At 57.5% G+C, this 25,155-nt stretch carries 26 protein-coding genes and 1 pseudogene; 20 read left to right on the forward strand and 7 right to left on the reverse strand.

Annotation, left to right across the window (positions count from 1 at the left end; genetic code table 11):
- Positions 1-654 precede the first annotated feature (654 nt).
- Positions 655-1,821: an FAD binding domain-containing protein gene (locus ACZ1HN_RS01310; RefSeq protein ID WP_472726157.1), complete on the reverse strand. Its 1,167-nt coding sequence runs from the start codon at positions 1,819-1,821 to the stop codon at positions 655-657.
- 4 nt (positions 1,822-1,825) lie between these two features.
- Entirely contained in the window at positions 1,826-3,052 is a 1,227-nt protein-coding gene (locus ACZ1HN_RS01315) for an NAD(P)/FAD-dependent oxidoreductase (RefSeq protein ID WP_472726158.1), read from the reverse strand.
- 119 nt (positions 3,053-3,171) lie between these two features.
- Between ACZ1HN_RS01315 and ACZ1HN_RS01320 the strand changes: the two genes are divergently transcribed.
- On the forward strand, positions 3,172-3,561 hold the full coding sequence (locus ACZ1HN_RS01320; protein ID WP_472726159.1) for a winged helix-turn-helix transcriptional regulator: 390 nt from the start codon (positions 3,172-3,174) through the stop codon (positions 3,559-3,561).
- 421 nt (positions 3,562-3,982) lie between these two features.
- On the opposite strand, the gene ACZ1HN_RS01325 is transcribed toward ACZ1HN_RS01320, so the two are convergent.
- On the reverse strand, positions 3,983-4,321 hold the full coding sequence (locus ACZ1HN_RS01325) for a LysE family transporter (protein WP_472726160.1): 339 nt from the start codon (positions 4,319-4,321) through the stop codon (positions 3,983-3,985).
- Between the two features lie 233 nt (positions 4,322-4,554).
- Positions 4,555-5,355, reverse strand: coding sequence for an EamA family transporter (locus tag ACZ1HN_RS01330; protein ID WP_472726161.1), 801 nt, complete (start codon positions 5,353-5,355; stop codon positions 4,555-4,557).
- A 130-nt stretch (positions 5,356-5,485) separates the two neighbouring features.
- Between ACZ1HN_RS01330 and ACZ1HN_RS01335 the strand changes: the two genes are divergently transcribed.
- The 6 genes from ACZ1HN_RS01335 to ACZ1HN_RS01360 all read left to right on the forward strand — a co-directional run bounded on the left by ACZ1HN_RS01335 (position 5,486) and on the right by ACZ1HN_RS01360 (position 11,357).
- Positions 5,486-5,779 (forward strand): winged helix-turn-helix transcriptional regulator, encoded by a 294-nt coding sequence (locus tag ACZ1HN_RS01335; protein ID WP_472726162.1) that lies wholly within the window; start codon positions 5,486-5,488, stop codon positions 5,777-5,779.
- Between the two features lie 586 nt (positions 5,780-6,365).
- Positions 6,366-7,493, forward strand: a complete 1,128-nt coding sequence (locus tag ACZ1HN_RS01340) for a TRAP transporter substrate-binding protein (protein ID WP_472726163.1) — start codon at positions 6,366-6,368, stop codon at positions 7,491-7,493.
- Between the two features lie 66 nt (positions 7,494-7,559).
- Positions 7,560-8,144: a TRAP transporter small permease subunit gene (locus ACZ1HN_RS01345; RefSeq protein WP_472726164.1), complete on the forward strand. Its 585-nt coding sequence runs from the start codon at positions 7,560-7,562 to the stop codon at positions 8,142-8,144.
- Complete coding sequence (locus ACZ1HN_RS01350) at positions 8,141-9,556, forward strand: TRAP transporter large permease (protein ID WP_472726165.1); 1,416 nt, start codon at positions 8,141-8,143, stop codon at positions 9,554-9,556. The genes ACZ1HN_RS01345 and ACZ1HN_RS01350 overlap by 4 nt, the downstream gene beginning before the upstream one ends.
- Positions 9,557-9,584: 28 nt before the next feature.
- The gene (locus tag ACZ1HN_RS01355) at positions 9,585-10,898 is read left to right on the forward strand and encodes an amidase (protein ID WP_472726166.1); all 1,314 of its coding nucleotides are present in this window, start codon (positions 9,585-9,587) and stop codon (positions 10,896-10,898) included.
- Positions 10,899-11,144: 246 nt separating this feature from the next.
- Positions 11,145-11,357, forward strand: a complete 213-nt coding sequence (locus ACZ1HN_RS01360) for a hypothetical protein (RefSeq protein WP_472726167.1) — start codon at positions 11,145-11,147, stop codon at positions 11,355-11,357.
- Positions 11,358-11,512: 155 nt separating this feature from the next.
- Here ACZ1HN_RS01360 and ACZ1HN_RS01365 read toward each other — a convergent pair whose 3' ends face one another.
- Genes ACZ1HN_RS01365 through ACZ1HN_RS01375 form a run of 3 tightly spaced genes read right to left on the reverse strand, consistent with a single transcriptional unit; the run spans position 11,513 to position 13,393 of the window.
- Positions 11,513-12,565: a YeeE/YedE family protein gene (locus tag ACZ1HN_RS01365; RefSeq protein WP_472726168.1), complete on the reverse strand. Its 1,053-nt coding sequence runs from the start codon at positions 12,563-12,565 to the stop codon at positions 11,513-11,515.
- A gap of 42 nt (positions 12,566-12,607) precedes the next feature.
- Entirely contained in the window at positions 12,608-12,979 is a 372-nt protein-coding gene (locus tag ACZ1HN_RS01370) for an ArsR/SmtB family transcription factor (RefSeq protein WP_472726169.1), read from the reverse strand.
- A gap of 18 nt (positions 12,980-12,997) precedes the next feature.
- The gene (locus ACZ1HN_RS01375; protein WP_472726170.1) at positions 12,998-13,393 is read right to left on the reverse strand and encodes a hypothetical protein; all 396 of its coding nucleotides are present in this window, start codon (positions 13,391-13,393) and stop codon (positions 12,998-13,000) included.
- Positions 13,394-13,445: 52 nt separating this feature from the next.
- Between ACZ1HN_RS01375 and ACZ1HN_RS01380 the strand changes: the two genes are divergently transcribed.
- From ACZ1HN_RS01380 to hemA, 13 genes and pseudogenes are all read left to right on the forward strand, one after another.
- Positions 13,446-14,186, forward strand: a complete 741-nt coding sequence (locus ACZ1HN_RS01380; RefSeq protein ID WP_472726171.1) for a cytochrome c biogenesis CcdA family protein — start codon at positions 13,446-13,448, stop codon at positions 14,184-14,186.
- An 18-nt stretch (positions 14,187-14,204) separates the two neighbouring features.
- Positions 14,205-14,765 (forward strand): SoxW family protein, encoded by a 561-nt coding sequence (locus ACZ1HN_RS01385; protein WP_472726172.1) that lies wholly within the window; start codon positions 14,205-14,207, stop codon positions 14,763-14,765.
- Between the two features lie 153 nt (positions 14,766-14,918).
- Complete coding sequence (gene soxX / locus ACZ1HN_RS01390; protein WP_472726173.1) at positions 14,919-15,395, forward strand: sulfur oxidation c-type cytochrome SoxX; 477 nt, start codon at positions 14,919-14,921, stop codon at positions 15,393-15,395.
- A 22-nt stretch (positions 15,396-15,417) separates the two neighbouring features.
- On the forward strand, positions 15,418-15,840 hold the full coding sequence (gene soxY / locus ACZ1HN_RS01395) for a thiosulfate oxidation carrier protein SoxY (RefSeq protein WP_472726174.1): 423 nt from the start codon (positions 15,418-15,420) through the stop codon (positions 15,838-15,840).
- Positions 15,841-15,864: 24 nt separating this feature from the next.
- On the forward strand, positions 15,865-16,194 hold the full coding sequence (soxZ, locus tag ACZ1HN_RS01400; RefSeq protein WP_299206346.1) for a thiosulfate oxidation carrier complex protein SoxZ: 330 nt from the start codon (positions 15,865-15,867) through the stop codon (positions 16,192-16,194).
- 31 nt (positions 16,195-16,225) lie between these two features.
- Complete coding sequence (gene soxA, locus ACZ1HN_RS01405) at positions 16,226-17,059, forward strand: sulfur oxidation c-type cytochrome SoxA (protein WP_472726175.1); 834 nt, start codon at positions 16,226-16,228, stop codon at positions 17,057-17,059.
- 88 nt (positions 17,060-17,147) lie between these two features.
- Positions 17,148-18,847 (forward strand): annotated as a pseudogene (soxB, locus tag ACZ1HN_RS01410) (thiosulfohydrolase SoxB).
- A gap of 18 nt (positions 18,848-18,865) precedes the next feature.
- Entirely contained in the window at positions 18,866-20,128 is a 1,263-nt protein-coding gene (gene soxC, locus ACZ1HN_RS01415; RefSeq protein WP_472726176.1) for a sulfite dehydrogenase, read from the forward strand.
- Positions 20,112-21,425: a c-type cytochrome gene (locus ACZ1HN_RS01420; RefSeq protein WP_472726177.1), complete on the forward strand. Its 1,314-nt coding sequence runs from the start codon at positions 20,112-20,114 to the stop codon at positions 21,423-21,425. Before soxC ends, ACZ1HN_RS01420 begins: the two co-directional genes overlap by 17 nt.
- A 26-nt stretch (positions 21,426-21,451) precedes the next feature.
- Complete coding sequence (locus tag ACZ1HN_RS01425; protein WP_472726178.1) at positions 21,452-22,135, forward strand: c-type cytochrome; 684 nt, start codon at positions 21,452-21,454, stop codon at positions 22,133-22,135.
- 24 nt (positions 22,136-22,159) lie between these two features.
- On the forward strand, positions 22,160-23,428 hold the full coding sequence (locus tag ACZ1HN_RS01430; RefSeq protein WP_472726179.1) for an FCSD flavin-binding domain-containing protein: 1,269 nt from the start codon (positions 22,160-22,162) through the stop codon (positions 23,426-23,428).
- A 79-nt stretch (positions 23,429-23,507) separates the two neighbouring features.
- Positions 23,508-23,936: a DUF302 domain-containing protein gene (locus ACZ1HN_RS01435; protein WP_472726180.1), complete on the forward strand. Its 429-nt coding sequence runs from the start codon at positions 23,508-23,510 to the stop codon at positions 23,934-23,936.
- Positions 23,936-25,153, forward strand: coding sequence for a 5-aminolevulinate synthase (gene hemA, locus ACZ1HN_RS01440; RefSeq protein WP_472726181.1), 1,218 nt, complete (start codon positions 23,936-23,938; stop codon positions 25,151-25,153). Before ACZ1HN_RS01435 ends, hemA begins: the two co-directional genes overlap by 1 nt.
- Positions 25,154-25,155 lie beyond the last annotated feature (2 nt).

Raw genomic sequence — 25,155 nt, forward strand, 5'->3', positions numbered from 1 at the left:
ATCGAACTCACAAAAGCGGACTTTGCTGCCGTTTACAAAGTCGTCGTAACGTGCAGAAAAGCTTATTCGGAAGACTGACCTTTGTTCCGATGCGCATTGAGCAATCGTGTCATCGAATTCGCCGCGCGTATCGCCGCAACAAAGCAGAGCAAAAACCACACAAGCGGCACCGGAAAAGGTGCCAAACCAATGTCCAATTGATTTTGAAGGAAAATTGCTAGGCCAGGAACAACAAAGCCTACACAGACAAATATGGCGGATTGTCTGTGCCAAGTTCGCCGAAGCTCGCGAATCTCGTGGTTTCTGTCCATTGTTTGCAATCTACACTTCGCTGGCTTGACAGCTCATAAGCAGATCCTTGCTGCGATGCAGTATTATGTCAATCAGGGCTCTAAAGCTGCCCTTAGCTGCGCAATACCCAAACTACCGCATGCGGACAAAACCCTGTGACAGAACATTTCTGCTACAAACAATCCTATCTGCCGGTGGCAAAAACGTCTGAGTTTTAGCTTATTCTGCATCCCATCCGGAATCTGGTCCGTGATCTCTAAGAATATCACCAGGTACTCACAATGCCTTCAGATAGGACATCTCCCCCGATCCAAATGTTATCTCGTTCGACCGCTCGGACCGTTACTCTGCATTTCCCTTAGGTCATAGCTCTTTGGGAAACGATAATTGGTCTGCTTGTCCAAGCCCAGAACCCTTCGCCAACCGATGACCACGGATCGCGCTTACTTCCAAATCCATCGTTCTGGCCATATTCCACCGCTCGAGTCTTTCTTCAGGCATTGGATCATCGGCCGTCCAGTCGGTCAGCGCCTCAGCTAGGAGCGCGGCATCCCCAAATACTTTCGAGGTGCCCGCCGCAGTGTGCGGGCGGACTGTTCCAGCGGCGTCGCCAATGAGCAAAGACCGACCATGAACACGCGGCTGCGCGGCTACGTCCTGCACGGGCTGCATGAATATCGCCGATTCATGAACAAGCGCGCGGAACAGGTGTGGCAGGCTGCGGTTAGCCAGTTCGTGTATCACGCGCTTCGTCGTATCCGTGACATCACTGGCCGGAAGAAACGACCTGTACCGTGTACCGGTTTGACCCGTCAGAAAGCGGTCGAGGTCATCGGCGGGCGTGTTCACATACCAAACCCAATTGACGCGGCGATGGCCTGGCGTGGTCTCGCCATCCGCGCCGGGAACGAGGTAGCAAAGCATCTGCATTCCGGGGTTCATGTACGATGTAAAGCGATCCTTCAGTGCCGCGACCAGCTCATTGGACAAATCGGACTCTTTTTCGAGACCACGCCAAGCGACATAGCCCGTATAGGTCGCCATGATCTCATCGCCTTGCAGCAGCTGTTTCGTTACAGAATTCACTCCGTCCGCACCAACCAGAAGATCACTCTGCGCGGCATGATCATCAGCGAACCGCGCAGTGACGTCACTACTGGACTGGTCGAGACCGATCAAACGGCTGTCCGAATGATAGCAGGCGTCACCGAGATGGGCGCGCAAACGCTTATAGAGTATATCCCAGGCCGTCATCAGCTGCGGGGCAGGGTTCACACTATAGCGACCATCCAACGCGAGACCGACCCGTTCGTGCAGTTCGACACAGACTTCGCGTGTTTGAACCCCAATCCGGTTCAACAGGGCATCGACCTCGGGCTGCATTACGACGCCTGCGCCACGGGCCTGCATCTTACCAGCGGAACGCTCGTAGACTTTGACGTCTGCGGCAAGCTGGTCGCGAAGTTCGATCGCGGCAGCGAGACCACCCACGGATCCGCCGATGATTGCGGCTGAAAAGGGCGTCGACATCTAACTACCCCTTTTCGAGATAACGGTGCACGAAGGAAACCGCCATTGCGCCTTCTCCAACCGCCGTTGCCACCCGCTTGACGGACATGTGCCTGACATCGCCCGCTGCGAACGAGCCCGGCACGCTCGTTTCCAGAAAATGCGGCGGGCGGTCGAGTGTCCAGCATTCGGGCGGTTTCCCATCGGTTAGTAGGTCAGGCCCGGTTATGAGGTAGCCGCCTTTGTCTCGAAGTATGGCCGTATCTTTCGCCCAGTCCGTGAAGGGTTGACCTCCAATAGCGACGAAAAGACGGCGAGTATCATGCCAGTCCGCATCACCGGACTTGCTCGATACCTTTATCTTGGCAAGCCTTTCATCACCATCCAGCCCGGTGATCTCGCTGTCGTAGCGAATATTGACATTTGCGGTCTGCTGAATGCGATCCGAAAGATAGCTCGACATCGACGCGGCGAGCTCGGAACCACGCACAACAATCGTCACCTGTTTGGCATGATCCGCGAGGTGCATGACGGCCTGGCCCGCAGAGTTGCCACCCCCGACAACAAAGACATGCTCGCCAGAGCAGAGAGGCGCCTCGCTGACGCCCGCGCCGTAATAGAGACCTGCGCCTAGAAAGTCGTCTTCCCGGTCAAGGTTGAGACGCCGCCAATCGACGCCGGTGGCACATATGTTGGATCGAGCGATCATCGTTTTGTCATTCGCCAAGTCGGCATGGATGCGTCCGCCCTTGAACACGGCTTTCACACCCTCACGCATAAGCAGAATTTCCACTCCAAACTTAAGCGCTTGTTCTCGAGCCCGCTCGGCCAGTTCGACGCCTGCCAGACCCTTCGGAAAGCCAAGGTAATTCTCGATATTGGACGTCGTACCAGCCTGACCACCGACTGTGCTTCGCTCGATCAATACGGTGCTGAGACCCTCAGATGCAGCGTAGACCGCCGCGGAGAGGCCCGCCGGTCCCGCGCCGTAGATCGACAGATCGTATTCAGCAAGACTTGGTTCAACGACGAGACCGAGAGAGTGGGCCAAGTCCTCAACCGAGGGCGTGCTCAACTTGTCCAGACCGGGAACGCACGCGGTCGTTTTCTCGTCTGTTTCGGTCCATTCGTAGTTGATGCCAGAACGTTGGAGAAAATCGCGTAGCGCATGGCCACCCGCATCTTCGTTACGCCCTGTCAGGATGATCGGAGTATCTTTTCCAGCGATTACTGAGGGAGTTTGGTCAGACATGTCACACCCCATCTAAGGAAAAACTTGGTGCCTTAGCGGCACGTAGCCTTATTAGATGCTAGGGAACCTTATGACGAGTAGGCACCTTTTGGTAACTACTAATTCCCGCTGAGGAGATCATGATGACCAATGATAATGTCGACAATGGCAGCAGCATAAGACTTGATGAAAAGTATCCAGCCCGTCGCGTACTGAACCACATTGGGGATAAGTGGACGCCAATTATTCTGCATTGCCTCGCATCCGGTACAAGACATTTTGGACAGATGCACAGGCGCATCCCCGGCTTGTCCAAGAAAATGCTGACGCAAGTGTTGCGAAGGCTGGAGCGAGACGGGCTGGTTACGCGTCGTGTTTTAGGTGCGGTGCCTCCAAAGACAGACTACGAACTCACATCGCTGGGTCTACAACTACATGAGCCCATCGAGCTCATCTGTCAGTGGGCAATTCAAAATGAAAATGTTCTCGATACCATCGACAAAGCGCGTGCGAAGCAAGCCGAAGATTGAAGTGCAGGTTGCAGGCCTCTGGCGAAATGGGCTCTTTTAGGCTGATCATGTGCGGCGGCTCTCTGTGAAGTACATCAAGGTCGGCTGCGCGGGAAAAGCGCTCTTTCGCCAGTGCTCGCCCAACGTTCGCTTCATTACTCAAAATCTGAATCGATCCTGTCCACGGTCCATGCTGCGCGCGTCCAATCGAGATCAAATAGTGCTTCTAGCAACAAAGCTAATTGAGTTGGCGTCACGGCAAATGCCTCACTTCCGTTTTCCGAGACCGCCCGACAGTTCTTCAAATCTACCGGTCATGGAGTTCAGACAGATCGGGCGAACGCTGATCGCATCAAACTAAATCCGAATACTGTAAAAAGCATTGCCGCCGCACCTTGAACCCATGGCCGCACGTGCTTGTAAACCGTCATTGCGCCGCGCGTTAAAAACACGAGGGCGTACAAGAAATTTGTTCCGAAAGCGAGCGCCCCGCAAAGCATGGTTGCTGCAACAACCTGCATCTGCAATTGATCCTGCTGGGTTGCGAGAGACAAAGTCGCCATGCACGCCAGAACCAGCGCCCGAGGGAGTTCGAAGTTACGAAGTTGACCTCTGTTCGAGCCGCCGCCTGAGCTGCAGTGTAGGCGAGCCAGAGCAGGTATACGCCACCCAGCAGTTTCAGGATGACGAGCGCATTGGAGGCGGCTTGAAGGATCGCGCCAACGCCGGTCGCCGCGACGCAGCCCCAAAAGATATGGCCAACAGAGAGCCCCGATGCCAAAGTGAAGTCCAGCTTGACGTCCGTGGCTCATCGAATGGGTGGCAACGGCAAGCGTTGCCGGACCAGGCGATGCACCTATCACTGCAAATACGCCACCGACAGTGAACAAAGACGTCGTATCAAGCATCGCGCACTCAGCTCCGCCCAATGTCAAAGCAACACGATCATAGCAGTTCCAATTACCGCCATTGCAGCGCCTGAGATCGCCTGTGGATGTGGCGCTACGCCTTCCTTCAACCAAAGAATGGGCAGCAAAACACCGGTGACAGCGACCCAAGCACAGCGGCAATTCCGGCATCGAATGTGGCAAATGCATAGAGCAACAGTGTCGACGAAATCCCATATCCGATGAAGCCCGGCAGAATCGTCCGGCCGAGTAGATATGGGGTGACCGCTGTATGAGGTTTAACTGCTGCCGCTGGCCAGAGCGCGACAACCGAGACATCCACGGCCGCGCCCAGCAGGCGTATAGCCGAGGCTGCCAGGGGCTCGGTCCCGGCCTGCATGGCAGGCTTCATAGCGAGAAACCCAAACCCCTGGAACGCCGTCGCAGCGACGCCGAGGAGGAGGATCGTCGTCAGAGAGCCTATCGCCGCATCGCTTTCAGATTGCTTATTACTTCCGAAGAATACCGCGAGACTCGCCCCGGAAAGGGTGGCGGTTGCTCCAACAAGATCGTCTCCACTTGCTGCCTCACCCAGCCAAAAATAAGCCATAACACCGACGATTGGTGCCTTGAGCGATAGGATAAGTTCGGTGCGTCTTGGCCCTCCTTTCCGCAAGCATTCAATCATGGCTAGGTTGCCTAGAATGATGCCGATCGCGATGCTTGCCACAATTGACGGCCAGAACTCCCATCTGACACTGGACCAGTATCCAAGGCCACCACTTGCGATTGTGAGGATCGCTGAGCAGGCGATGAGTTGGGTTCGCGTAAATTCGAAAGCGCCCAACTGTCGAGCGGGCCATTGCGCCAAAACGATACCCGTTGCCCATCCGAGGGACGCCCCCAGAGCCGCCAGAACGCATGACAAAGCTCCGCCAGATCACTACAGCAAGTGTACAATAGATCGCTACAGAAATGTAGCACGGAGAGAATCCATGTCTTCAAATATTCCGGTTCCGGGCAGTCCCGTTAGAGGGTCAAAGTCGGGCAAACCGATCATGGCGCTGTTTGACCTGCTCGGAAGAAGCTGGGCACTTGGTGTGACCTGGCAACTCTCAAGCGGACCGATGACGTTTCGGCAAATCCAGGTCAGTTGCGAACAGATGTCGCCAACGATCTTGAACCGAGGCATCAAGGAGTTGATGTCGAGTGGGTTGGTGAGGCGAGGAGACCAAGGATACCAGCTGACCGCAAAGGGCGTAGAATTATTTGGGCATTTGAAACCATTGGGGGCGTGGTCTCAGCGATGGGTTGATGACCTTTCTGCAACTAGATCAGACGACCAAGTCTGAAGAACTCGCTTAAACCACTTTCGTGCCACTTCTTGTTACAACTAACACTTATACAGTGTGCAGCATTCGGTAGGTTATGGGCTCTCTGCCGACTATGGAACAAGTGCAGCATCCCGTTGTTTGCCCTGCCGCACCCGGATGAAGCGGCCCATTCCGGACCTCCGCCGCCTCAACAGCCGCTGTAGTGAAGCTTCCCGAAAACGGACGTTGGTCGAAGGCGTAGCTTTTCGACTGGCTGTACAACCCCGACGCGGATAAAGTGGAACTTCACGGATGCGGTGAAGAAAAATCGTCTTGGGATGCAGGTGAGCGGTTTTCTCTCGAGCAGTCCCGCGTAACGTGAACGACCTTCGAGCTTATCCGCCACTGCGGTGCAAGGCCGGTAACTTGACGCAGACGCCCGCACTTCAGTGTCGAGCAAGACGAATGGGCTTCCTAAGACGTCGCAAACCTAGGAATTCTCTAGCAGCTCGCAACTTCTGGGAGTGATGATTGAGTTTTCCGAAGCATGGTGCAACTATTAATCTGTCATGCTTTGGTCAGAAAAACTGTCCAAATGCATGATGTATCAACTGGGAGGAATGTCATGACTGAGAAAACCATCAACAGACGGTCATTTCTACGGAAATCCGCACTCGCTGGCGGGGCTGCTGCCGGGAGTACTTTGGCTGCGCCCGCTGTTCTAGCGCAGGCTCCGCTCGTCATCAAAATGCAGACGTCTTGGGGCGCGGCGAATATCTGGGACGAGTTTGCAAAGGATTATGCGACGCGTGTCGAAGAAATGTCGGGAGGCCGTATGAAGGTTGACGTGCTGCCGGCCGGTGCGGTCGTTGCTGCGTTCCAGGTTCTCGATGCCGTGAATGACGGTGTACTCGATGCGGCACATTCGGTTCCTGTCTACTGGTACGGCAAGAACAAGGCTGCCTCGCTGTTTGGAACCGGCCCGGTCTTCGGCGGCTCGGCCACGACGATGATGAGCTGGTTCTACGAAGGAGGTGGTGCCGAGCTTTACCGCGAGCTTACACAGGACATCATGGGCCTCGACGTCATCGGCTACATGGGCTTCCCGATGTTTGCCCAGCCCTTCGGCTGGTTCAAAGGCGAAGTGAACTCGGTTTCGGATCTTGACGGCTTCAAGTATCGCACCGTTGGCCTTGCCGCGGACCTGATGGCCAAGCTTGGTATGTCGGTGGCGCAGCTTCCCGGCGGCGAGATTGTGCCCGCGATGGAGCGCGGCGTGATCGACGCCTTCGAGTTCAACAACCCGTCGTCGGACAAGGACTTTGGCGCGCATGACGTAGCGAAGAACTACTATCTGTCATCCTATCACCAAGCCTCTGAAAGCTTCGAGTTTCTGTTCTCGCGTTCGTTTGTTGAGGATCTGGACCCCGATCTCCAGGCCATCCTGAAATATGCGGTCGAAGCGGCCTCGACGGCCAACACGGCAAAGGCCATGAACCGCTATTCCTCCGATCTGGAATGGCTGCAGAATGAGGGTGGTGTGACGGTTCACCGGACGTCCAAGGAAATCCTCGACGCGCAGCTCAAAGCCTGGGACGAGCTGATCCCCGAGCTCGAGCAGGATCCGTTCATGAAGAAGACGCTGGACAGCCAGCGGGAATGGGTCGACCGCGTGGCATTCTACGAACTGATGAACGCGCCGGATTACGCGCTTGCCTACGATCACTACTTCCCTGGCAAGCTTAAACTCTGATCGCCATCAATCGATGGTCTCGTCCCGGCGTTATCAACGCCGGGGCATGCATTGGGAAAAGGTTCCATGATCGGCTTCATCCAATTCGCCGACAGTCTGTCCGCATGGTTTGGCAAGGCCTTTGCCTGGCTTATCATCATGATGGCCGTGGGCACCGGCTATGAGGTCTTTGTCCGTTATATTCTCAACAGCCCGACTGCTTGGGCACTGGACGTGTCGTTCATCATGTATGGTACGCTTTTCATGATGGGCGGGGCTTATACCCTGTCCCGCGGTGGCCATGTGCGGGGCGATTTTCTCTATCGACTCTGGCAACCCCGAACACAAGCTAAGATCGACTTCGTGCTGTACATCATCTTTTTCTTCCCGGGGGTGACGGCCCTGATCTTTGCCGGTTGGAAATACGCGGCACGCTCGTGGCAGTACGGTGAAGTGTCGGTCAATAGCCCGGCCGGTGTACCCATTTATCAGTTCAAAACCGTGATCGTCGCTGCCGGTATCCTTCTGTTCATTCAGGGCATCGCCCAGGTGTGCCGCTGTATCATCGCCATACGCACCAACGAGTGGATCGAGGCGGAGGAAGACGTGATGGAGACTGAAGACCTCCTGATGCAGAAGGCCGCCGAGGCCGAGAAGGACGCGCATCCATGAACCCCGAAATTGTCGCCCTTTTCATGCTGGGGCTGTTCATCGTCTTTGTCTTTCTTGGCTTTCCGATCGCCTTCACCCTGATGGCAATGGGGATCGGCTTTGGCTATTTCGCCTATTTCGACGAGCGCCGCATGTGGCGCGACTACAATAGATTGGACGAGACGGCGGGCAGCTGGGAGAGTTGGAGCGCCTGGATTGAAGGGTTCATCAACAACCGAATATTCGATCTGTTCGTGAACCAGACCTTCACCGTCATGTCCAACGAAGTGCTGACGGCTGTGCCGCTTTTCCTTTTCATGGGCTATATCGTCGAACGGTCGAACATTGTTGACCGGCTCTTTTCGACGCTGAACATCGCCTCGAAGAACGTGCCTGGCTCGATGGGTGTGGCCGCGCTGATCACCTGCGCTCTGTTCGCGACCGCAACGGGGATCGTCGGTGCCGTGGTCACGCTGATGGGCCTTCTCGCATTGCCGGCGATGTTGAAGGCACGCTACAATCCGTCATTTGCCAGCGGCATCATCTGCGCCGGCGGCACACTTGGCATCCTGATCCCACCATCGATCATGCTGATTGTATACGCCGCGGCGACCAACGTTTCGATCGTGCGGCTTTATGCGGGCGCGCTTTTGCCCGGCCTGACACTTGTCGGTCTTTATCTGACTTATGTGATCGGGCGGTCAATCCTGCAGCCTTCCGCCGCGCCGCGCCCGACTGATGACGAGGTGCCCAACGTGCCGATCGGCAAGTTGGTCCTGATGATCTTGACGTCCTTTCTGCCGCTGGCCTTTCTGATCTTGGCGGTACTGGGCTCGATACTCTTCGGCCTTGCGACCCCCACCGAGGCGGCCTCGATCGGGGCGCTGGGTGGCATCCTTCTTGCGGTCGTCTACCGCGCCATGTCATGGCAGCGTCTACGCGAAAGCGTCTATCTGACGGTTCGGACGACTGCGATGGTTTGTTGGCTTTTCGTTGGCTCCTACACGTTTTCGGCGGTATTCTCCTATCTGGGCGGCGAGCACGTCATCAGCGAGTTCGTGCAAAACCTCGACTTGACGCCGGTGCAGTTCCTCATTCTGGCGCAGCTCATCATCTTTTTGTTGGGCTGGCCGCTCGAATGGTCCGAGATCATCATCATCTTCGTGCCCATCTTCCTGCCGCTCTTGCAGTTCTTCGACATTGATCCGCTGTTTTTCGGCATCCTCGTTGCGCTCAATCTGCAGACCAGTTTCCTGACGCCGCCCATGGCAATGTCGGCGTACTATCTGAAAGGTATTGCCCCGCCCGAGGTGCGTCTGACGCAGATCTTCGCGGGCGTTATGCCGTTCCTGTTCTGTGTCATCCTTTCGATGGTCCTGATGTACCTCTTCCCGCAGATCGTATTCTATCTTCCCGAGCTCTTTTATGGATAAATCTGCAGGCGCACCTCCGATCACTACAATGGCGCTCGAGCTTCGGGACCGGCTTGCCAATGGCGCGGCCACGGTCGCGGACCTGGCCGAAGCGGTGATCGCAAGGATCGAAGCCCGCGAGCCCGAGATCGGTGCCTGGGCCTGGTTTGATGCGGACTTTGTTCGCCACCAGGCGGCAGCCCTGGACACGCATCGCAAATCCGGACGGCCCGTCGGTGCTCTTCATGGTATGCCGGTCGGCCTGAAGGACATCATCGACACAACAAAGATGTCGACTGAGAATGGATGTGCCCAGGATATCGGCCGCGTGCCCAGACGCGATGCCGTAATCGTCGAACGGCTGAAGGCGGCCGGTGCCTTGATCGTCGGCAAGACCGTAACAACCGAACTGGCCTATATGCATCCCGGCAAGACCCGGAATCCGCACAACCCCGCGCATACGCCAGGCGGGTCTTCTTCCGGATCGGCAGCCGCGGTCGCAGACGGCATGGTCCCTCTTGCCGTCGGGACGCAGACAGGTGGGTCGGTGATCCGTCCAGCCGCATTTTGCGGCGTCACCGGGTATAAACCAACTTTCGGGATGATCCCTCGTACGGGTATTCTCACCCAATCACCAAGTCTCGATACGGTTGGGGTCTTCGCGACCGATCCATCCGGTGCCGCGCTGGTCGCCGATGTGCTGGCCGGGCACGACAGCCAAGACCGCGATACGGCACTGGCACCCGCCCCTCGGCTTCTTGAACTGGCTCATCAGCCGCCTCCTTTGAAACCGGTTCTTGCCGTCGTCAAAATGCCGGGCTGGGAACAGGCAACCAAGGATTTGCACGGGGCATTCGACGAGTTGACCAACGCCTTGGGTGAAGGCGCGTTTGAAGTAGAACTTCCCGCTCCATTTGATGCCGCCGCAGACCTGCGGGCACGGATCAATTTTGCCGAGATGGCACTAAACTTCAGCCGCTATGACCCCCAAAAACTTGCACCGGAAACCCGAGAGGCGCTGGAGCAGGGCCGAAGAATAACCGCGCTCGACTATCTCGAAGCTTTGGCGTGGCGCGAGCGTTTCGCGGCCGCTCTGGACGAAATCTTCGACAGATGCGACGCGATCCTTTGTCCCGCCGCACCGGGCTCAGCACCGAAGGGTCTCGATTGGACTGGTGACAGCATATTCAACGGGCTTTGGACGATGGTCGGGACACCCGCCGTCACCTTACCACTTTTAACGTCGTCACAAGGGTTGCCGATGGGCGTGCAGATCGTCGGCCCCAAGAATGGCGATGGTCGGCTTCTCAGAACGGCCAAATGGTTCTACGATTGGGCGGATACGATGGGAGAATTTTCATGAAGCGGCTCTTGGCGCTATTCGCCTTTTTCATATTTGGCGCTTTCCTCTTGATCCTTTGTATCGAGGTGCCGACCCCGGACCTTATTGCAGTAGCCGCTCTTACATTCGTGCTCGCGGGTATTGATACCATTCGCAGTGCATTCGCGGCGCCAAAAACGAATAGTAGTGTCCGCAACTAGGTCGAGTCCTTTCGTTGGCGTGTTCTGCCAAGAGATTGCGGAATGGTTCGACGGTAAGGAGCAACTCTTGAACGCATTAGGTGGTGACCCCAATGATTGGGTAAGTAGCGTTGCAAACAAAATCCAACACTTAGATGAATTGGTGGCTAACGGCGCTTCCGCGCAAGCCATCTCTAAACAATTGCTTAGCGTGTTGGAGCAAGAAGAAGCGTGGGGCAACGGTTATATACGAGCCCCGGATATGATGCGCTACGCGCTGCGCTCCAAAGAGCCTACATGAACGACGCATTCATACTGATCGAAACGACTGCAGGAACATGCTATTTCTCCCCTTGCGGCCAGTGCAATGGAACAGTTCTAGGGGGCTAGGACAAGGTTGTGCTGCCGTATCGCCTCATCGGTAAATGAAGAGCACTGCGGCGAGGCTATTTTTGTCTATTCTGCCGGCGCAAAGCCAGTGATCAGCTGTCTCAGTCCCACGGCCGCACCGATGAAGATCGCCAAAAAGGCCAAAGGCGCGCTGAACGCCAACACCGAAAATGCCGAGATGCCCTGACCGACACTGCACCCAACGGCTAGGATCGCCCCGGGGCCCATGAGTGCGGCGCCCATGATTTGCCGTCGCAACTCGCGTGGGTCTTCGCAGGCTTCCCAACGGAAGTGGCCCTTGGAATATGACCCCAATGCTGCGCCGATCACGACGCCCAATACCGAGCCGACGCTGAACGAAAGTGCGTTGCCGGATGCTGTCATGGAATAGAAGATGGTGTCGCCAATGGGCGCAGCAAAGGTGTGGGTTTCAATTGGTTCAGCCTCGAACCCGGCCATGGCCACCCAGTACGTGCCGACCCAGCCGGACACGATCGCGGTGCCGACCACGCCGCCCCAGAACAGATGGCCCGGCGCTCGGCGCATATCTGCGGACGAGATGGCCCAAGCCAAAAGCGCGCCTCCGACAGCCAGACCTGTGACCAAGGGTGCGATCCCGAACCCCTCGAACAGTTGCGTGAAACCTTGTGCCGATGTGGCATCGGTTTCGACCGGGAACAGCATGACCCGCAGGTGGGCGAGGGGGCCCGACATGACGAAGTACGCAGACAGGCCCATGACCAACACGATGACGAAAGACCGCAGGTCGCCGCCGCCCAGTCGCGCCAAGGCGCCGTAGCCGCAATTGCCGCTGAGGGCCATTCCGTAACCGAACATCAACCCGCCGATGATCGTACCGGCAGGGTTCCACACCCGGTCAAGATAGGCCGCTTCAGACGCATCGAACATGCCCAGCGACATGGCGATATGGGTGCCGATGATGGCAACGCCGATGGCAATAAGCCACATCCGCATGCGTCGATCATCCGAACCGTAAAGCACGTCTTCGATGGCACCCAGGGTGCAAAAACGGCCAATGCGTGCGGCAAGTCCAAGGGCGATGCCCCCGCACAGACCAATAAATGCAACGGTGTTGGCTTCACCCAGCAATTCCAGCATGTCGGCTTCCTCCCGAAGACCGATCGCTGGCGAAGTGACCGGTCAGTCGTCCCTGCAGAACAGGTCGTAGACGACCTCCATGATTTGCCGGGGCCGGTCATCTGTCAAGCTGTAGTAGATCGCCTTGCCGTCGCGGCGGGGTTTCACCAACCCTTCGAGCCGCAAGCGGGAAAGCTGCTGTGACACAGCTGCCTGACGCGCCGATAGCAAGTCTTCGAGTTCGGTGACCGACTTTTCGCCCGAAGCGAGGTGGCACAGGATCATCAGACGTCCTTCGTGGCTGATTGCCTTGAGGAAATTCGACGCGTCCTGCGCGTTGCGCATCATCTTTTCCATATCCTCGGTACACATATTGGCGTCGAAGACGGGCAGGCGCGATGGTGTATCCACCTTGGGGTTCGGTTCGATTGTCATATCAAGCGTCATAGCGTTCTAACCCGTTTTGTCCAAGGGGATGTCGGCGCGTTCAAACATCATCGTGAGGAGGCTCCAGAAGAAATCTTCGCCCGGATACCCTTCGATCCGACCCACTTCGGTACCGTTATTGATTAGGATGAACGTGGGCGTGAAACGCACCTTTTGAACGAAGGTGACATCCGGTGTCTCGCTGTGCAGATCGTAGCGTTGAAGGGGGGCCGTCTTTCCCTCTGTTGTCTTTGGGTAGATGTGGGAGATTTCCTGGTTCCATCTGGCACACCAGAAACATCCTGCTTCTTCTGCCATAAGCAGATAGGTCTCTGCCGCAGCGGGCAGGGGTAGTGTCAGAAGGGCCGTGACCAGCCATTTGCGTATTGTGTGCACGACCCACTCCGATTGACGCCGTTTCATTCTTCATCATAATCTAATTTGTGAATATCTCAAGGCAAGGGGCCGCCGGATCATGTTTGATGTGACATATTTGGGCGCTTTGCTGGCGGGTCTGCTGTCTTTCTTGTCACCCTGCATTCTGCCCATCGTGCCGTTCTACCTGAGCTATCTCGCGGGGGTGGGTATGAACCAGATATCAGCCGAAGCAAAGGTTTCGCCACAAGTGCGACTGCGCGCGTTTCTGGCGGCGTGTTGCTTTGCTTTGGGTGTAATCACCGTGTTCATGGGGCTGGGGGCCACGGCCACTGCCTTCGGTCAGATGGTGCGCGAGTACTTCGATGTGCTGCGTTGGGTCGCGGCGGGGATCATCATTGCGATGGGTCTGCATTTCCTGGGGGTCGTGCGCATTGGGTTTTTGTACCGCCAGTTCAGGGCCGACGCCGGGAACACGTCCAATGTGGGGCTGCTGGGCGCTTTTGTAATTGGTCTCGCCTTTGCTTTTGGCTGGACACCTTGCGTGGGGCCGGTGCTGGCTGCCATTCTGTTCACAGCCGCGGGACAAGAGACAGCCGGACAGGGGGCGAGCCTACTCTTTGTCTACGGCCTCGGCATGACGCTGCCCTTTGTTGTAGCGGCGCTGTTCATAGGACCGTTCATGTCGTGGATGGCGCGGTTTCGTCGTCATCTCGGCCTGATCGAGAGGATGATGGGGGCGCTTCTCATTCTGTTTGGGGTGCTGATTGCCACCAATTCCATCAACTACATCGCCCAATGGATGCTGGAGCACGTGCCGTGGTTCAGCGCCATTGGCTAACATCCAAGGGAGGATACCATGTTTCGACTGATTGCACTGCTGACCGCCCTGTGCCTTGCCATTCCAACGACGGCTGCCGAATTGGGGGATGACGGGCTGCACAAAGCATCGTGGATGCGCGACACGTTCAAGGACCTGACAGAAGATCTGGACGAAGCCAATGCAGAGGGCAAACGCCTGATGGTTCTGGTCGAACAGCGCGGCTGCATCTACTGCAAGAAGATGCACGAGGAAGTCTTTGTGATCCCCGAGATCTCGCAATACATCGAGGACAACTTTTTCGTCGTACAGATCAACATGTTTGGCGATGTAGAAGTCACCGACTTTGACGGCACGGTGTTGCCCGAAAAGGATATGGTCAAACGCTGGGGTGCACTGTTTACGCCCAGCATATACTTCTTTCCCGAAGAGGTGGGCGATGATGTAATGGCAACGCAAGCAGCCGTTGCCAACATGCCCGGTGCATTTGGACGCTGGACCACCTTCAACATGCTGAACTGGGTCGTGGACAAAGGATACGAAGGCGATGAGCCGTTCCAGAAGTACCACGCACGCAAGTTCGAGGAACAGAACGGCTGAGCGATGCTGCAAGCGCGAAACAATTGTTGCGCCCAATGCTGCGTTTGCAAACAGATATAAAAATTCATGTAGTTGAATTTGATATTGCTCAATCGTGAATGTGTACGATAGTGTACCCCCAAGAACGGACGGGAATCGTCCAAGGGAGGGCACATGAAATACGGAATTGGACTTGGTCTGGCCGCAGCGCTGATAGCCTCTGTCGTCAGCGCAGAGGCCGTGAAACCCACCGCAGTGGTGTTCGAGGATGGCGCGATTGCCTCATCCTTGAGTGGCACACCGGGTGATGCGGCCAACGGTGCGATCCTGATGAACAAGGGATCGGGCAATTGCATTGCGTGTCATTCAGTCGAGGCGCTGTCGGACCTGCCTTTCCACGGAGAGGTCGGCCCACCGCTCGACGGAGTTGCGGACCGCTGGAACGAGGCAGAACTGCGGGGCATCGTGGCTGACGCAAAGATGATGTTCGACGGCACTGTGATGCCATCGTTCTACAAGACAAACGGGTTCATCCGCCTTGGCGATGCCTACACCGGCAAGGCCCATGGTGAAGGCGAGGTGCAACCCCTTTTGACAGCTCAGGAGATCGAGGACGTCGTTGCGTTCCTTGTGACCCTGAAATTCGAGTAACTCGAGACAACTGGAGCGTTCCATGGAACTGACACGGCGAAAATTGCTTGTACTTGGCTCTGGCGCAGTCGCGCTGTCGAGCCTGACCGGTCTTCCGGCCTTTGCCAGCCTGACGGATGACGCGATTGCGGAACTGACGGGTGGCGCGGACCTTGGCGAAGGTGCTGTGACGATCACGGCGCCCGAAATTGCAGAGAACGGCAACACCGTCCCGATCGAAGTGTCGGCCCCCGGTGCCGTTGCCATCACGCTTTATGCCGACGGCAACCCGGTGCCCAACGTTGCGACCTTCAAGTTCGGCCCGCTCAGCGCCTCGCGCAGTGCGTCCACCCGTATCCGCCTGGCCGCAACACAGAATGTCGTTGCCATTGCCGAAATGGAGGATGGGTCGTTCCAGAAGGCATCGGCCAACGTGAAAGTGACCATTGGCGGCTGCGGCGGCTGATCAGACAAGACGAGGAGAAAGAACATGGCATCTGGTGTAAAACCCCGCGTCAAGGTCCCGAAAACCGCATCAGCGGGTGACACGATAACGATCAAAACCCTGATCAGCCACAAGATGGAAAGTGGTCAGCGCAAGGACGATGATGGCAACATCATCCCGCGGTCGATCATCAATCGCTTCACCGCAGACTTTAACGGCCAGAACGTGATTGATGTCGCGTTGGAGCCGGCGATTTCGACTAACCCGTATTTCCAGTTCGAGGCAATTGTTCCGGAATCTGGTGAGTTCAAATTCACCTGGTACGACGACGACGGTGACGTCTACGAGGAAAGCAAGAAGATCGAAGTCTCGTAAGAGGACAGGGATCTCGCCAGGGAGGGAAAAAATGAACTTGAAACCATGGATAGCAGTGGCCGTCATCGGAATGGCCGGAGTTGCGATCGCGCAGGATAATAGCACGCTGTCGATCGACGGCGAGACCTTTGTCACAGAAACCGACGCACCGGCACATCTTGAAAATGTCAGCACGATTTATTCAGGCTGGCGCTTCCGGACACCAGAAACACAAGCGCTTCAGGTCGATGATTTTGACAACCCGGCGATGATATTCGTCGATCAGGGCATCGACCTGTTCAACGCGGTTGACGGGACCGAGGGCAAGTCCTGTGCCTCGTGCCACACGGATGGCCCCGAAGAATTTGTAGGGCTGCATGCCAAGATGCCCAAGGTTGTCGATGGCAAGCTGGTCGTGATGGAAGATCTGATCAATACCCACCGCCAGGACGTGATGGGTGCTGAGCCATGGAAGTGGTCGGGAGCGGACATGCAGGCGATGGTTGCCCTGATCGGTCTGCAGTCGCGTGGAATGCCCATGGACGTGGCCATAGATGGAGACGCAGCACCGTTCTGGGAGAATGGCAAAGAAATCTACTATACCCGCTATGGTCAGCTTGAGCTGTCCTGCTCCAATTGCCATGAAAACAACTACGGCAACATGATCAGGGCCGACCATCTGAGCCAGGGCCAGATCAACGGCTTTCCGACATACCGCCTCAAACAGGCTAAGCTGATTTCGCGCCACAACCGTTTCCGTGGCTGTATCCGCGATACGCGGGCCGAGACCTTTGCCGAAGGGTCGGAAGAGTTCAAAGCGCTTGAGCTTTATGTGGCAAGCCGTGCCAACGGGCTGGATATCGAAACGCCAGCGGTTCGCCAGTAAACCAGATCAAGGGGCGTGCCTGCGGGTGACGCCCCTTTTTTAGGCGTATTAATTCAAACATACGCATATGTATTAAGGGACACGCATCATGATCTCGCGCAGGGATTTTCTTCAAGTTGGGATGGCGGCGTCTGCGCTGGTTGGAACCTCCGGTTTTGGCAAATGGGCGCGGTTGGCGGCCCAACAGACGCTGACGCAGGATCAGTTGCTGCAGTTCGACACCTTCGGAAACGTCTCGCTGATCCATGTCACGGACATTCATGCGCAGCTGAAACCCATCTATTTCCGCGAACCCTCCGTCAATATCGGAGTGGGCGGCAACAAAGGGGCTGTCCCTCACGTGACCGGTGCGGAGTTCCGAAAGCTATATGGGATCGACGATGGCTCGCCTTCGCATTACGCGCTGAGTTCGGGTGACTTTTCGTCCTTGGCGCAGGCTTATGGGCGTGTCGGTGGCATCGACCACGTTGCAACGGTGGTCAAGGCTATTCGTGCCGACCGCCCCGACGCGATCCTGCTGGACGGTGGCGACACGTGGCACGGGTCCTATACCTGCCTCAAGACCCACGGCCAGGACATGGTCAATGTCATGAATGCGCTGGAGCCCGACGCGATGACGTTCCACTGGGAATTCACGCTGGGTTCCGAGCGGGTGGCCGAGCTCGTTGAGTCCCTTCCTTCGCGGCGCTCGGCCAGAATATCTTTGACGTTGAGTGGGATGAGCCGACCGAACTGTTCCCGCCCTACAAGATGTTCGAACGCGGCGGCACCAAGATCGCCGTGATCGGTCAGGCGTTCCCCTACATGCCCATCGCGAACCCCGGCTGGATGTTCCCTGAGTACGCCTTTGGTATCAGGGACGAGAACATGCAGGCCATGGTGGACGAGGTGCGCAGCCTTGGTGCGGAATGCGTGGTCGTGCTCAGCCACAATGGCTTCGACGTGGACAAGAAGATGGCAACCGTGGTCACTGGCATCGACGTGATCCTGTCTGGCCACACTCATGACGCCCTGCCCGAACCCGTTTTGTCAGGCAACACGCTGATCTTCCCTTCTGGTTCGAACGGCAAGTTCGTCACCCGCATCGACCTCGACATCCGGAACGGTCGGGTGCTGGGCTACAAGTCCAAGCTGATCCCGATTTTCTCCGATGTGATCTCTGCCGACGCTGACATGGCTGCGCTGATCGATGAACAGCGCGCACCATTCGAGGCAGAAATGTCCGAGGTGATCGGGCAGACTGACAGCCTTCTTTACCGGCGTGGCAACTTCAACGGTACGTGGGATGATCTGATCTGCGATGCGCTATTGGCCGAGCGGGATGCCGAGATTGCACTGAGCCCTGGCGTGCGTTGGGGGCCGTCCCTGATACCCGGCGAGGACATCACGCGCGAGGATATCTTCAATGTGACCTCCATGACCTACGGCAAAGCCTATCGCACGGAAATGACCGGCGAATTCCTGAAGGTCGTGCTCGAGGACGTGGCCGATAACATCTTCAACCCCGACCCCTATTACCAGCAAGGCGGCGATATGGTCCGCACTGGTGGGCTTGGCTACCACGTCGACGTCAGCCAACCGCAGGGAAGCCGCATCAGCAACATGACTCTGCTTGGCACGGGCGAACTGATCGATCCCACACGCAGCTACGTGGCGGCGGGTTGGGCCTCGGTCAACGAGGACACAGAGGGGCCACAGATCTGGGACGTGGTGGAAAGCCATATCGCCAAGATAGGCACCGTGACCGTCAATCAGAACAACAACAGCGTCGTCGTGACCGGCGTTTAATCAGGGGAAATCTAGACCATGGATGAGAGCTTCAAACCATCCCGGCGGGCCTTCCTTCGCGGCTCTGCCGCTGCGGCCGCAGGGTCGATGACCGGGGCGGCAGCAGCAAGTGGACCCGATCCGCTGATCACCGAATTGCAGGATTGGGCCAGCTACACGGGCGTCGGCGTGGACGAGACGCCTTATGGCATGCCGATCAGCTTTGAGAGCCACGTGGTGCGCCGCAATGTGGAATGGCTGACCGCCTCGCCCATCTCATCCATCAACTTCACGCCGATCCACGCGCTTGAGGGGACGATCACGCCGCAGGGTTGTGCATTTGAACGCCACCACTCGGGTGCGATCGAACTGGCGAAACCTGATTATAGGCTGATGATTAACGGCTTGGTCGATCAACCGCTGGTCTTCACCTATGACGATCTGGAACGCTTTCCGCGCGAAAACCACGTCTACTTCTGCGAATGCGCCGCCAATACGGGTATGGAATGGGCGGGCGCGCAACTGAACGGCGTACAGTTCACCCACGGTATGATCCACAACATGGAATATACCGGCGTGCCACTGCGGACCCTGCTGAAAGAGGCGGGCGCCGATGTGAATCCCGACAAATGGGTGTATGTCGAAGGCGCCGATGCGTCCTCAAATGGGCGGTCCATCCCAATGGAGAAAGCCTTGGACGACGTGCTTGTCGCGTTCAAGGCCAACGGCGAGGCCTTGCGTATGGAGCACGGGTACCCGGTTCGCCTCGTCGTGCCGGGGTGGGAAGGCAACATGTGGGTCAAATGGCTACGCCGCATCGAAGTGACTGACATGGCTGTGGAAAGCCGCGAGGAAACCAGCAAGTACACAGATGTGCTGGAGGACGGCACCGCCCGAAAATGGACGTGGGAGATGGATGCGAAATCCGTCATCACCTCGCCCAGTCCACAAATGCCGATCAACCACGGCAAAGGACCACTGGTCATCTCCGGCCTTGCCTGGTCTGGCCATGGAAAGATCACGCGCGTGGACGTGTCAAAGGACGGCGGCATCACCTGGGAAACCGCTCGTCTAGGCAAGCAGGGCGACACCAAGGCGCTCACGCGCTTCTACCTGGACATGGACTGGGACGGCGCGCCGATGTTGCTGCAGTCCCGGGCTATGGACGACACCGGATACGTCCAACCGACCAAGGAACAGTTGCGCGAACAGCGTGGCGAAAACTCGGTCTACCACAATAACTGTATCCAGACCTGGTACGTGAACGCAGAAGGGATCGCCGAGAATGTCGAAGTCTCCTAATTTCCTCCTTCCCGCGCTTGGGGGCACGGCCGTTGTTCTTGGGGCGGCATTTGGTCTGATGAACCGCGACTACGCTGCCGACAAGATCGACACGCTTGAGACACGGGTTGAACAGGTGTCGGCGCAGGCAAATGCAGCGTCCGAGGTGGCCAAAGCCGAAGCGGCCCGCGCGACTGAACTGGAACAGCAAGTGGCCGAGATACAGGTCGCCGCCGCAACCCGCGCTGCCGGTGGTCCGGTTGCGGAACCTGCGCCGCGGATTGAAGGGCGATACGGTCTGGGCCGCGCCGCGCATCCCGAAGAAATCGCGGCGTGGGACGTGGATGTCCTGCCCGATGGGCGCGGCCTGCCCGAGGGCAGCGGTGACGTGTGGACCGGCGAAGAGGTATTCGTCGACTATTGCGCGTCCTGCCATGGCGACTTTGCCGAAGGCGTGGACAACTGGCCTGTGCTGGCCGGTGGGTTCGACACGTTGGCGGACGAGGATCCAGTCAAGACGGTGGGCAGTTATTGGCCCTACCTGTCGACCGTTTGGGACTACGTCCACCGTTCCATGCCCTTTGGCGGGGCTGGTACACTGACGCCGGACGAGACCTATGCCATCGTCGCCTACATTCTTTATTCGAATGATATGGTCGATGATGATTTCGTGCTCAGTCGCGAGACTTTCATGGATGTTCCCATGCACAATGCCGATGGGTTCATTGTCGATGACCGGGCAGAGGAAGAATACACCGAGTGGCGCACCGAACCTTGCATGGAAAACTGCAAGGACGAGGTCGAGATCTCCATGCGGTCGGTGTTCCTTGTGGAAACGCCGCCCGAAGGGGGTTCGAACTCAGTCATGAACCACGCTACGGTAGACGACTTGCCGACCTTTTCCGCCGCTGGACCGTCTTTCATCCCGGTCGCTGCACCCAAACCCGAAGCGGTGCCGGCACCCGCACCGACCCAGACCGCCGCGGCAAGCGACGGCGACGCACTGCTGAAACACGGTGAAAAGGTGTTCCGCAAATGCTCTGCCTGCCACGCGGTCGGCGACGGGGCGCAGAACAAGGTCGGTCCTCAACTGAACGGCATCATGGGGCGGACCATGGGATCGGTCGAAGGGTTCAAGTATTCGGACGGTTTTGCCGAAGCGAATGCCGAGGGCAAGGAGTGGACGGCCGAAGAAATGGTCGCATTCCTGGCCAAGCCCAAGTCTTACATGAAGGGCACCAAGATGGCCTTTGCCGGTCTGAAGAAGGACGAGGATCTGGACGCCATCGCCAAATATCTCGCGAGCTTTGCGAAGTGATCGTGATGCGCGTTTTTCGATTTCTGATGCCTTTGGCCGTTGCGGTTTTGATGGCATGGCCCTGCCAAGCCGAAACAGGTGATGCGGAAGTGGGCGAGAAGGTGTTTCAGCAATGCAAGGGCTGCCATCAGGTGGGCGCCGGGGCCAAAAATCGGAGCGGCCCGCATCTGAACGGCCTATTCGGTCGAAAAGCGGCAGGTCTGGATAACTTCAAGTATTCTAAAAGTTTCCAGCGTGCGGGTGCCGGTGGTCTGGAATGGCACGTCGAAACACTGGATGTGTTTCTGGAAAACCCACGTGCCATGACCAGTGGCACGCGCATGAGTTTTCGAGGGGTCAAAGACCCGCAGGATCGCACGCACCTGATCGTGTATCTGCGCCAATTCTCCGACAATCCCGCTGACATCCCCGAGGCGGATCCGACAGCTCAGGCGGTGGATCATGACCTTGATCCCGCCATCCTCGCTCTCAAAGGTGACCCGGAATACGGTGCGTATCTAAGCGGTGAATGCACCACCTGCCACCAGGCAGCCGGCAGCGACGAGGGCATCCCGTCCATCACGCTCTGGCCCGAGGATCAGTTTGTCGTCGCCATGCACGCCTACAAGAAAAAACAGCGCAACCACCCGGTCATGCAGATGATCGCCGGACGGCTGGGAGACGAAGAGATCGCGGCTCTCGCTGCATATTTCAAAGACCTCGAGAACTGAGGCAACCCTAGGGAGGATATAGATATGATTTTCAACAGACGGACGTTCCTTGGAACTTCTGCCGTCGCGGCCGCCAGTCTTGCGGCCCCGATGGTGCGCGCGCAAGGCAAGCCGCGCGTGATCGTGATCGGCGGCGGTGCCGGGGGTGCAACAGCCGCCCGCTATGTCGCCAAGGACAGCAAGGGCGCGGTTGATGTGACCCTGATCGAGCCTACGCGCACCTACTACACCTGCTTCTTCTCGAACCTGTATCTGGGCGGCATCAAGGAAATCGACGACCTGGGCCACAGCTATGGCGGTCTTGCCGCGGGCGGCGTGAACGTGGTGCATGACTGGGCCGTGGGTGTGGATCGCGACGCCAAGACGGTCACCCTCGCCGGTGGTGGCAGCCTGCCTTACGACAAGCTGATCCTGTCGCCCGGTATCGACTTTGTCGACGGTGCGGTGGACGGTTGGGATCTGAGCGCACAGAACGCCATGCCCCATGCTTACAAGGGCGGGTCCCAAACCGAATTGTTGAAGGCACAGCTCAAGGCAATGCCTGAGGGCGGTACCTTTGCCATGGTCGCCCCGCCAAACCCCTATCGCTGCCCACCTGGTCCATACGAGCGCGTATCTATGATCGCGCACTACCTCAAGACCAACAATCCGACGGCCAAGATCATCGTGGCCGACCCAAAGCCGAAATTCTCGAAGATGGCCCTGTTCCAGGAAGGATGGAACAACCACTACGCCGGAATGGTGGACTGGATCGGTGAAGACTTTGGCGGTGGCGAAGTGTCTGTAGACCCCGCAGCGATGACCGTGACCATCGACGGCGAAGAAACCAAGGCGGATGTCTGCAATGTGATCCCTGCGATGAAAGCGGGCCGAATTGCCGAGATCGCAGGCGTGACCGATGGCAACTGGGCGCCTGTCAACGCGGTTGATATGTCGAGCAAAGCGGACCCGGACATCCATGTCCTGGGCGACGCAAGCCAGCAGGGCGACATGCCCAAGTCCGGCTTTTCGGCCAACAGTCAGGCCAAGGTTTGCGCTAATGCCGTACGCGGCGCGCTGACGGGGTCCAAGGTGTTCCCGGCCAAGTTCTCCAACACATGCTGGTCACTCATTGATGCCAATGACGGCGTGAAGGTTGGCGCAACATACGAAGCGACCGCAGAGAAGATCGCAAAGGTGGATGGGTTCATCTCGCAAACCGGCGAAACCTCGGACGTGCGCAAAGCCACTTACGAAGAATCCGAAGGCTGGTACGCAGGCATCACCGCCGACATGTTCGGCGCATCTGTCTGAGATCGTGGCGGGGCCTTGATACTTCTCAAGGTCCCGCCCGCACATCCATGCAATTCTGCGGCATGATCAGGAGGATAAGATGAAACAGATCATTCTTGCCATCACGCTGGGCCTTGCCAGCGCTGCCCATGCCGAAACTGCAATTACGGTGCCCTTCGACGGCAGTTTCGACGACGCGGCCTTTGCCGTGGAAAGCGCAATTGTCGGCAAGGGTCTCGTGATCGACTATGTCAGCCACACCGGCGAGATGCTGAACCGTACGGGCGCGGATGTAGGCAGCGATGTGGAGTTGTTCAAAGAGGCGGATATCTTCATCTTCTGCTCAGCCGTGGTGTCACGAGAGGTGATGGAAACCGACCCGATGAATATCGCGCATTGCCCCTATGGCATCTTCGTGGCCGAGAACGCTGATGGCGTCATGATTGGCTACCGCGAATACCCGCAAGGCGAGATGCAGAAAGTACAGGCCTTGCTGGCCGACATTATCGCGGATGCCGTGGAGAACTGATGAACTACACCGATTTTTTCCGGACCGAGCTGGACGCCCTGCGTGACAGCGGCAACTACCGTGACTTTGCAGAGCTTGAACGCCACCGGGGCGCCTTTCCTGCAGCCACCTGCCACGACGGGCCGGGCGAGGTGACGATCTGGTGTTCCAACGACTATCTGGGCATGGGTCAGCATCCCGTTGTGCTGGACGCCATGCACGAAGCGCTTGACCGTACAGGGGCCGGGGCCGGTGGTACGCGCAACATCTCGGGCACGACCCACGACCACGTGTTGCTTGAGGCGGAACTGGCTGATCTGCACCGGAAAGAGGCGGCGCTGCTCTTCACCTCCGGCTACGTGTCGAACTGGGCTGCGTTGGGCACACTCGCGTCGCGTATTCCCGGCTGTATCGTGTTGTCGGACGAATTGAACCATGCCTCCATGATCGAGGGCATCCGCCATAGCCGCGCGCACAAGGTAATCTGGAAGCACAACGATGTTGCTGATCTTGAGGCGAAGTTGGCCGCGCTGCCTGCCAACGCCCCCAAGTTGATCGCGTTCGAGAGCGTCTATTCCATGGACGGGGATATCGCCCCCATTGCCGAAATTTGTGATCTAGCTGATCGCTACAACGCAATGACCTATCTGGACGAGGTGCACGCCGTAGGTCTCTACGGCCCGCGCGGTGGCGGTGTGGCCGAGCGTGAAGGCTTGATGGATCGGTTGACGGTGATCGAAGGGACCTTGGGCAAAGCCTTTGGCATCATGGGCGGGTACATCGCGGCCTCGGCTGAACTGTGCGATTTCGTTCGGTCCTTTGCCAGCGGGTTCATCTTTACCACTGCCTTGCCGCCTGCTGTCGCGGCAGGGGCTGTGGCGTCCATCCGGCATCTGAAACAAAGTACCACCGAGCGTGCAGCCCAACAGGCGCGGGTCGCGCAAGTGCGCGCACGGCTGGATAAGATCGGACTGCCGCACATCGACAATCTAAGTCACATCATCCCGGTGATGGTGGGTGATCCGGTGAAGTGCAAATTCATCTCGGACACGCTGCTCAGAGACCATGGAATCTATATCCAACCCATCAACTATCCAACTGTCCCCGCGGGGACAGAGCGCCTGCGCATTACGCCATCACCTGTGCACAGCGAAGCGGACGTGGAGCGGTTGGTGGCCGCCCTTGAAGAATTATGGACCAAGTGTCAGCTCGCCCGTCGGCCGATGGCCGCACAGTAGAA

The organism is Tateyamaria sp. GN1-10, from assembly GCF_055693845.1.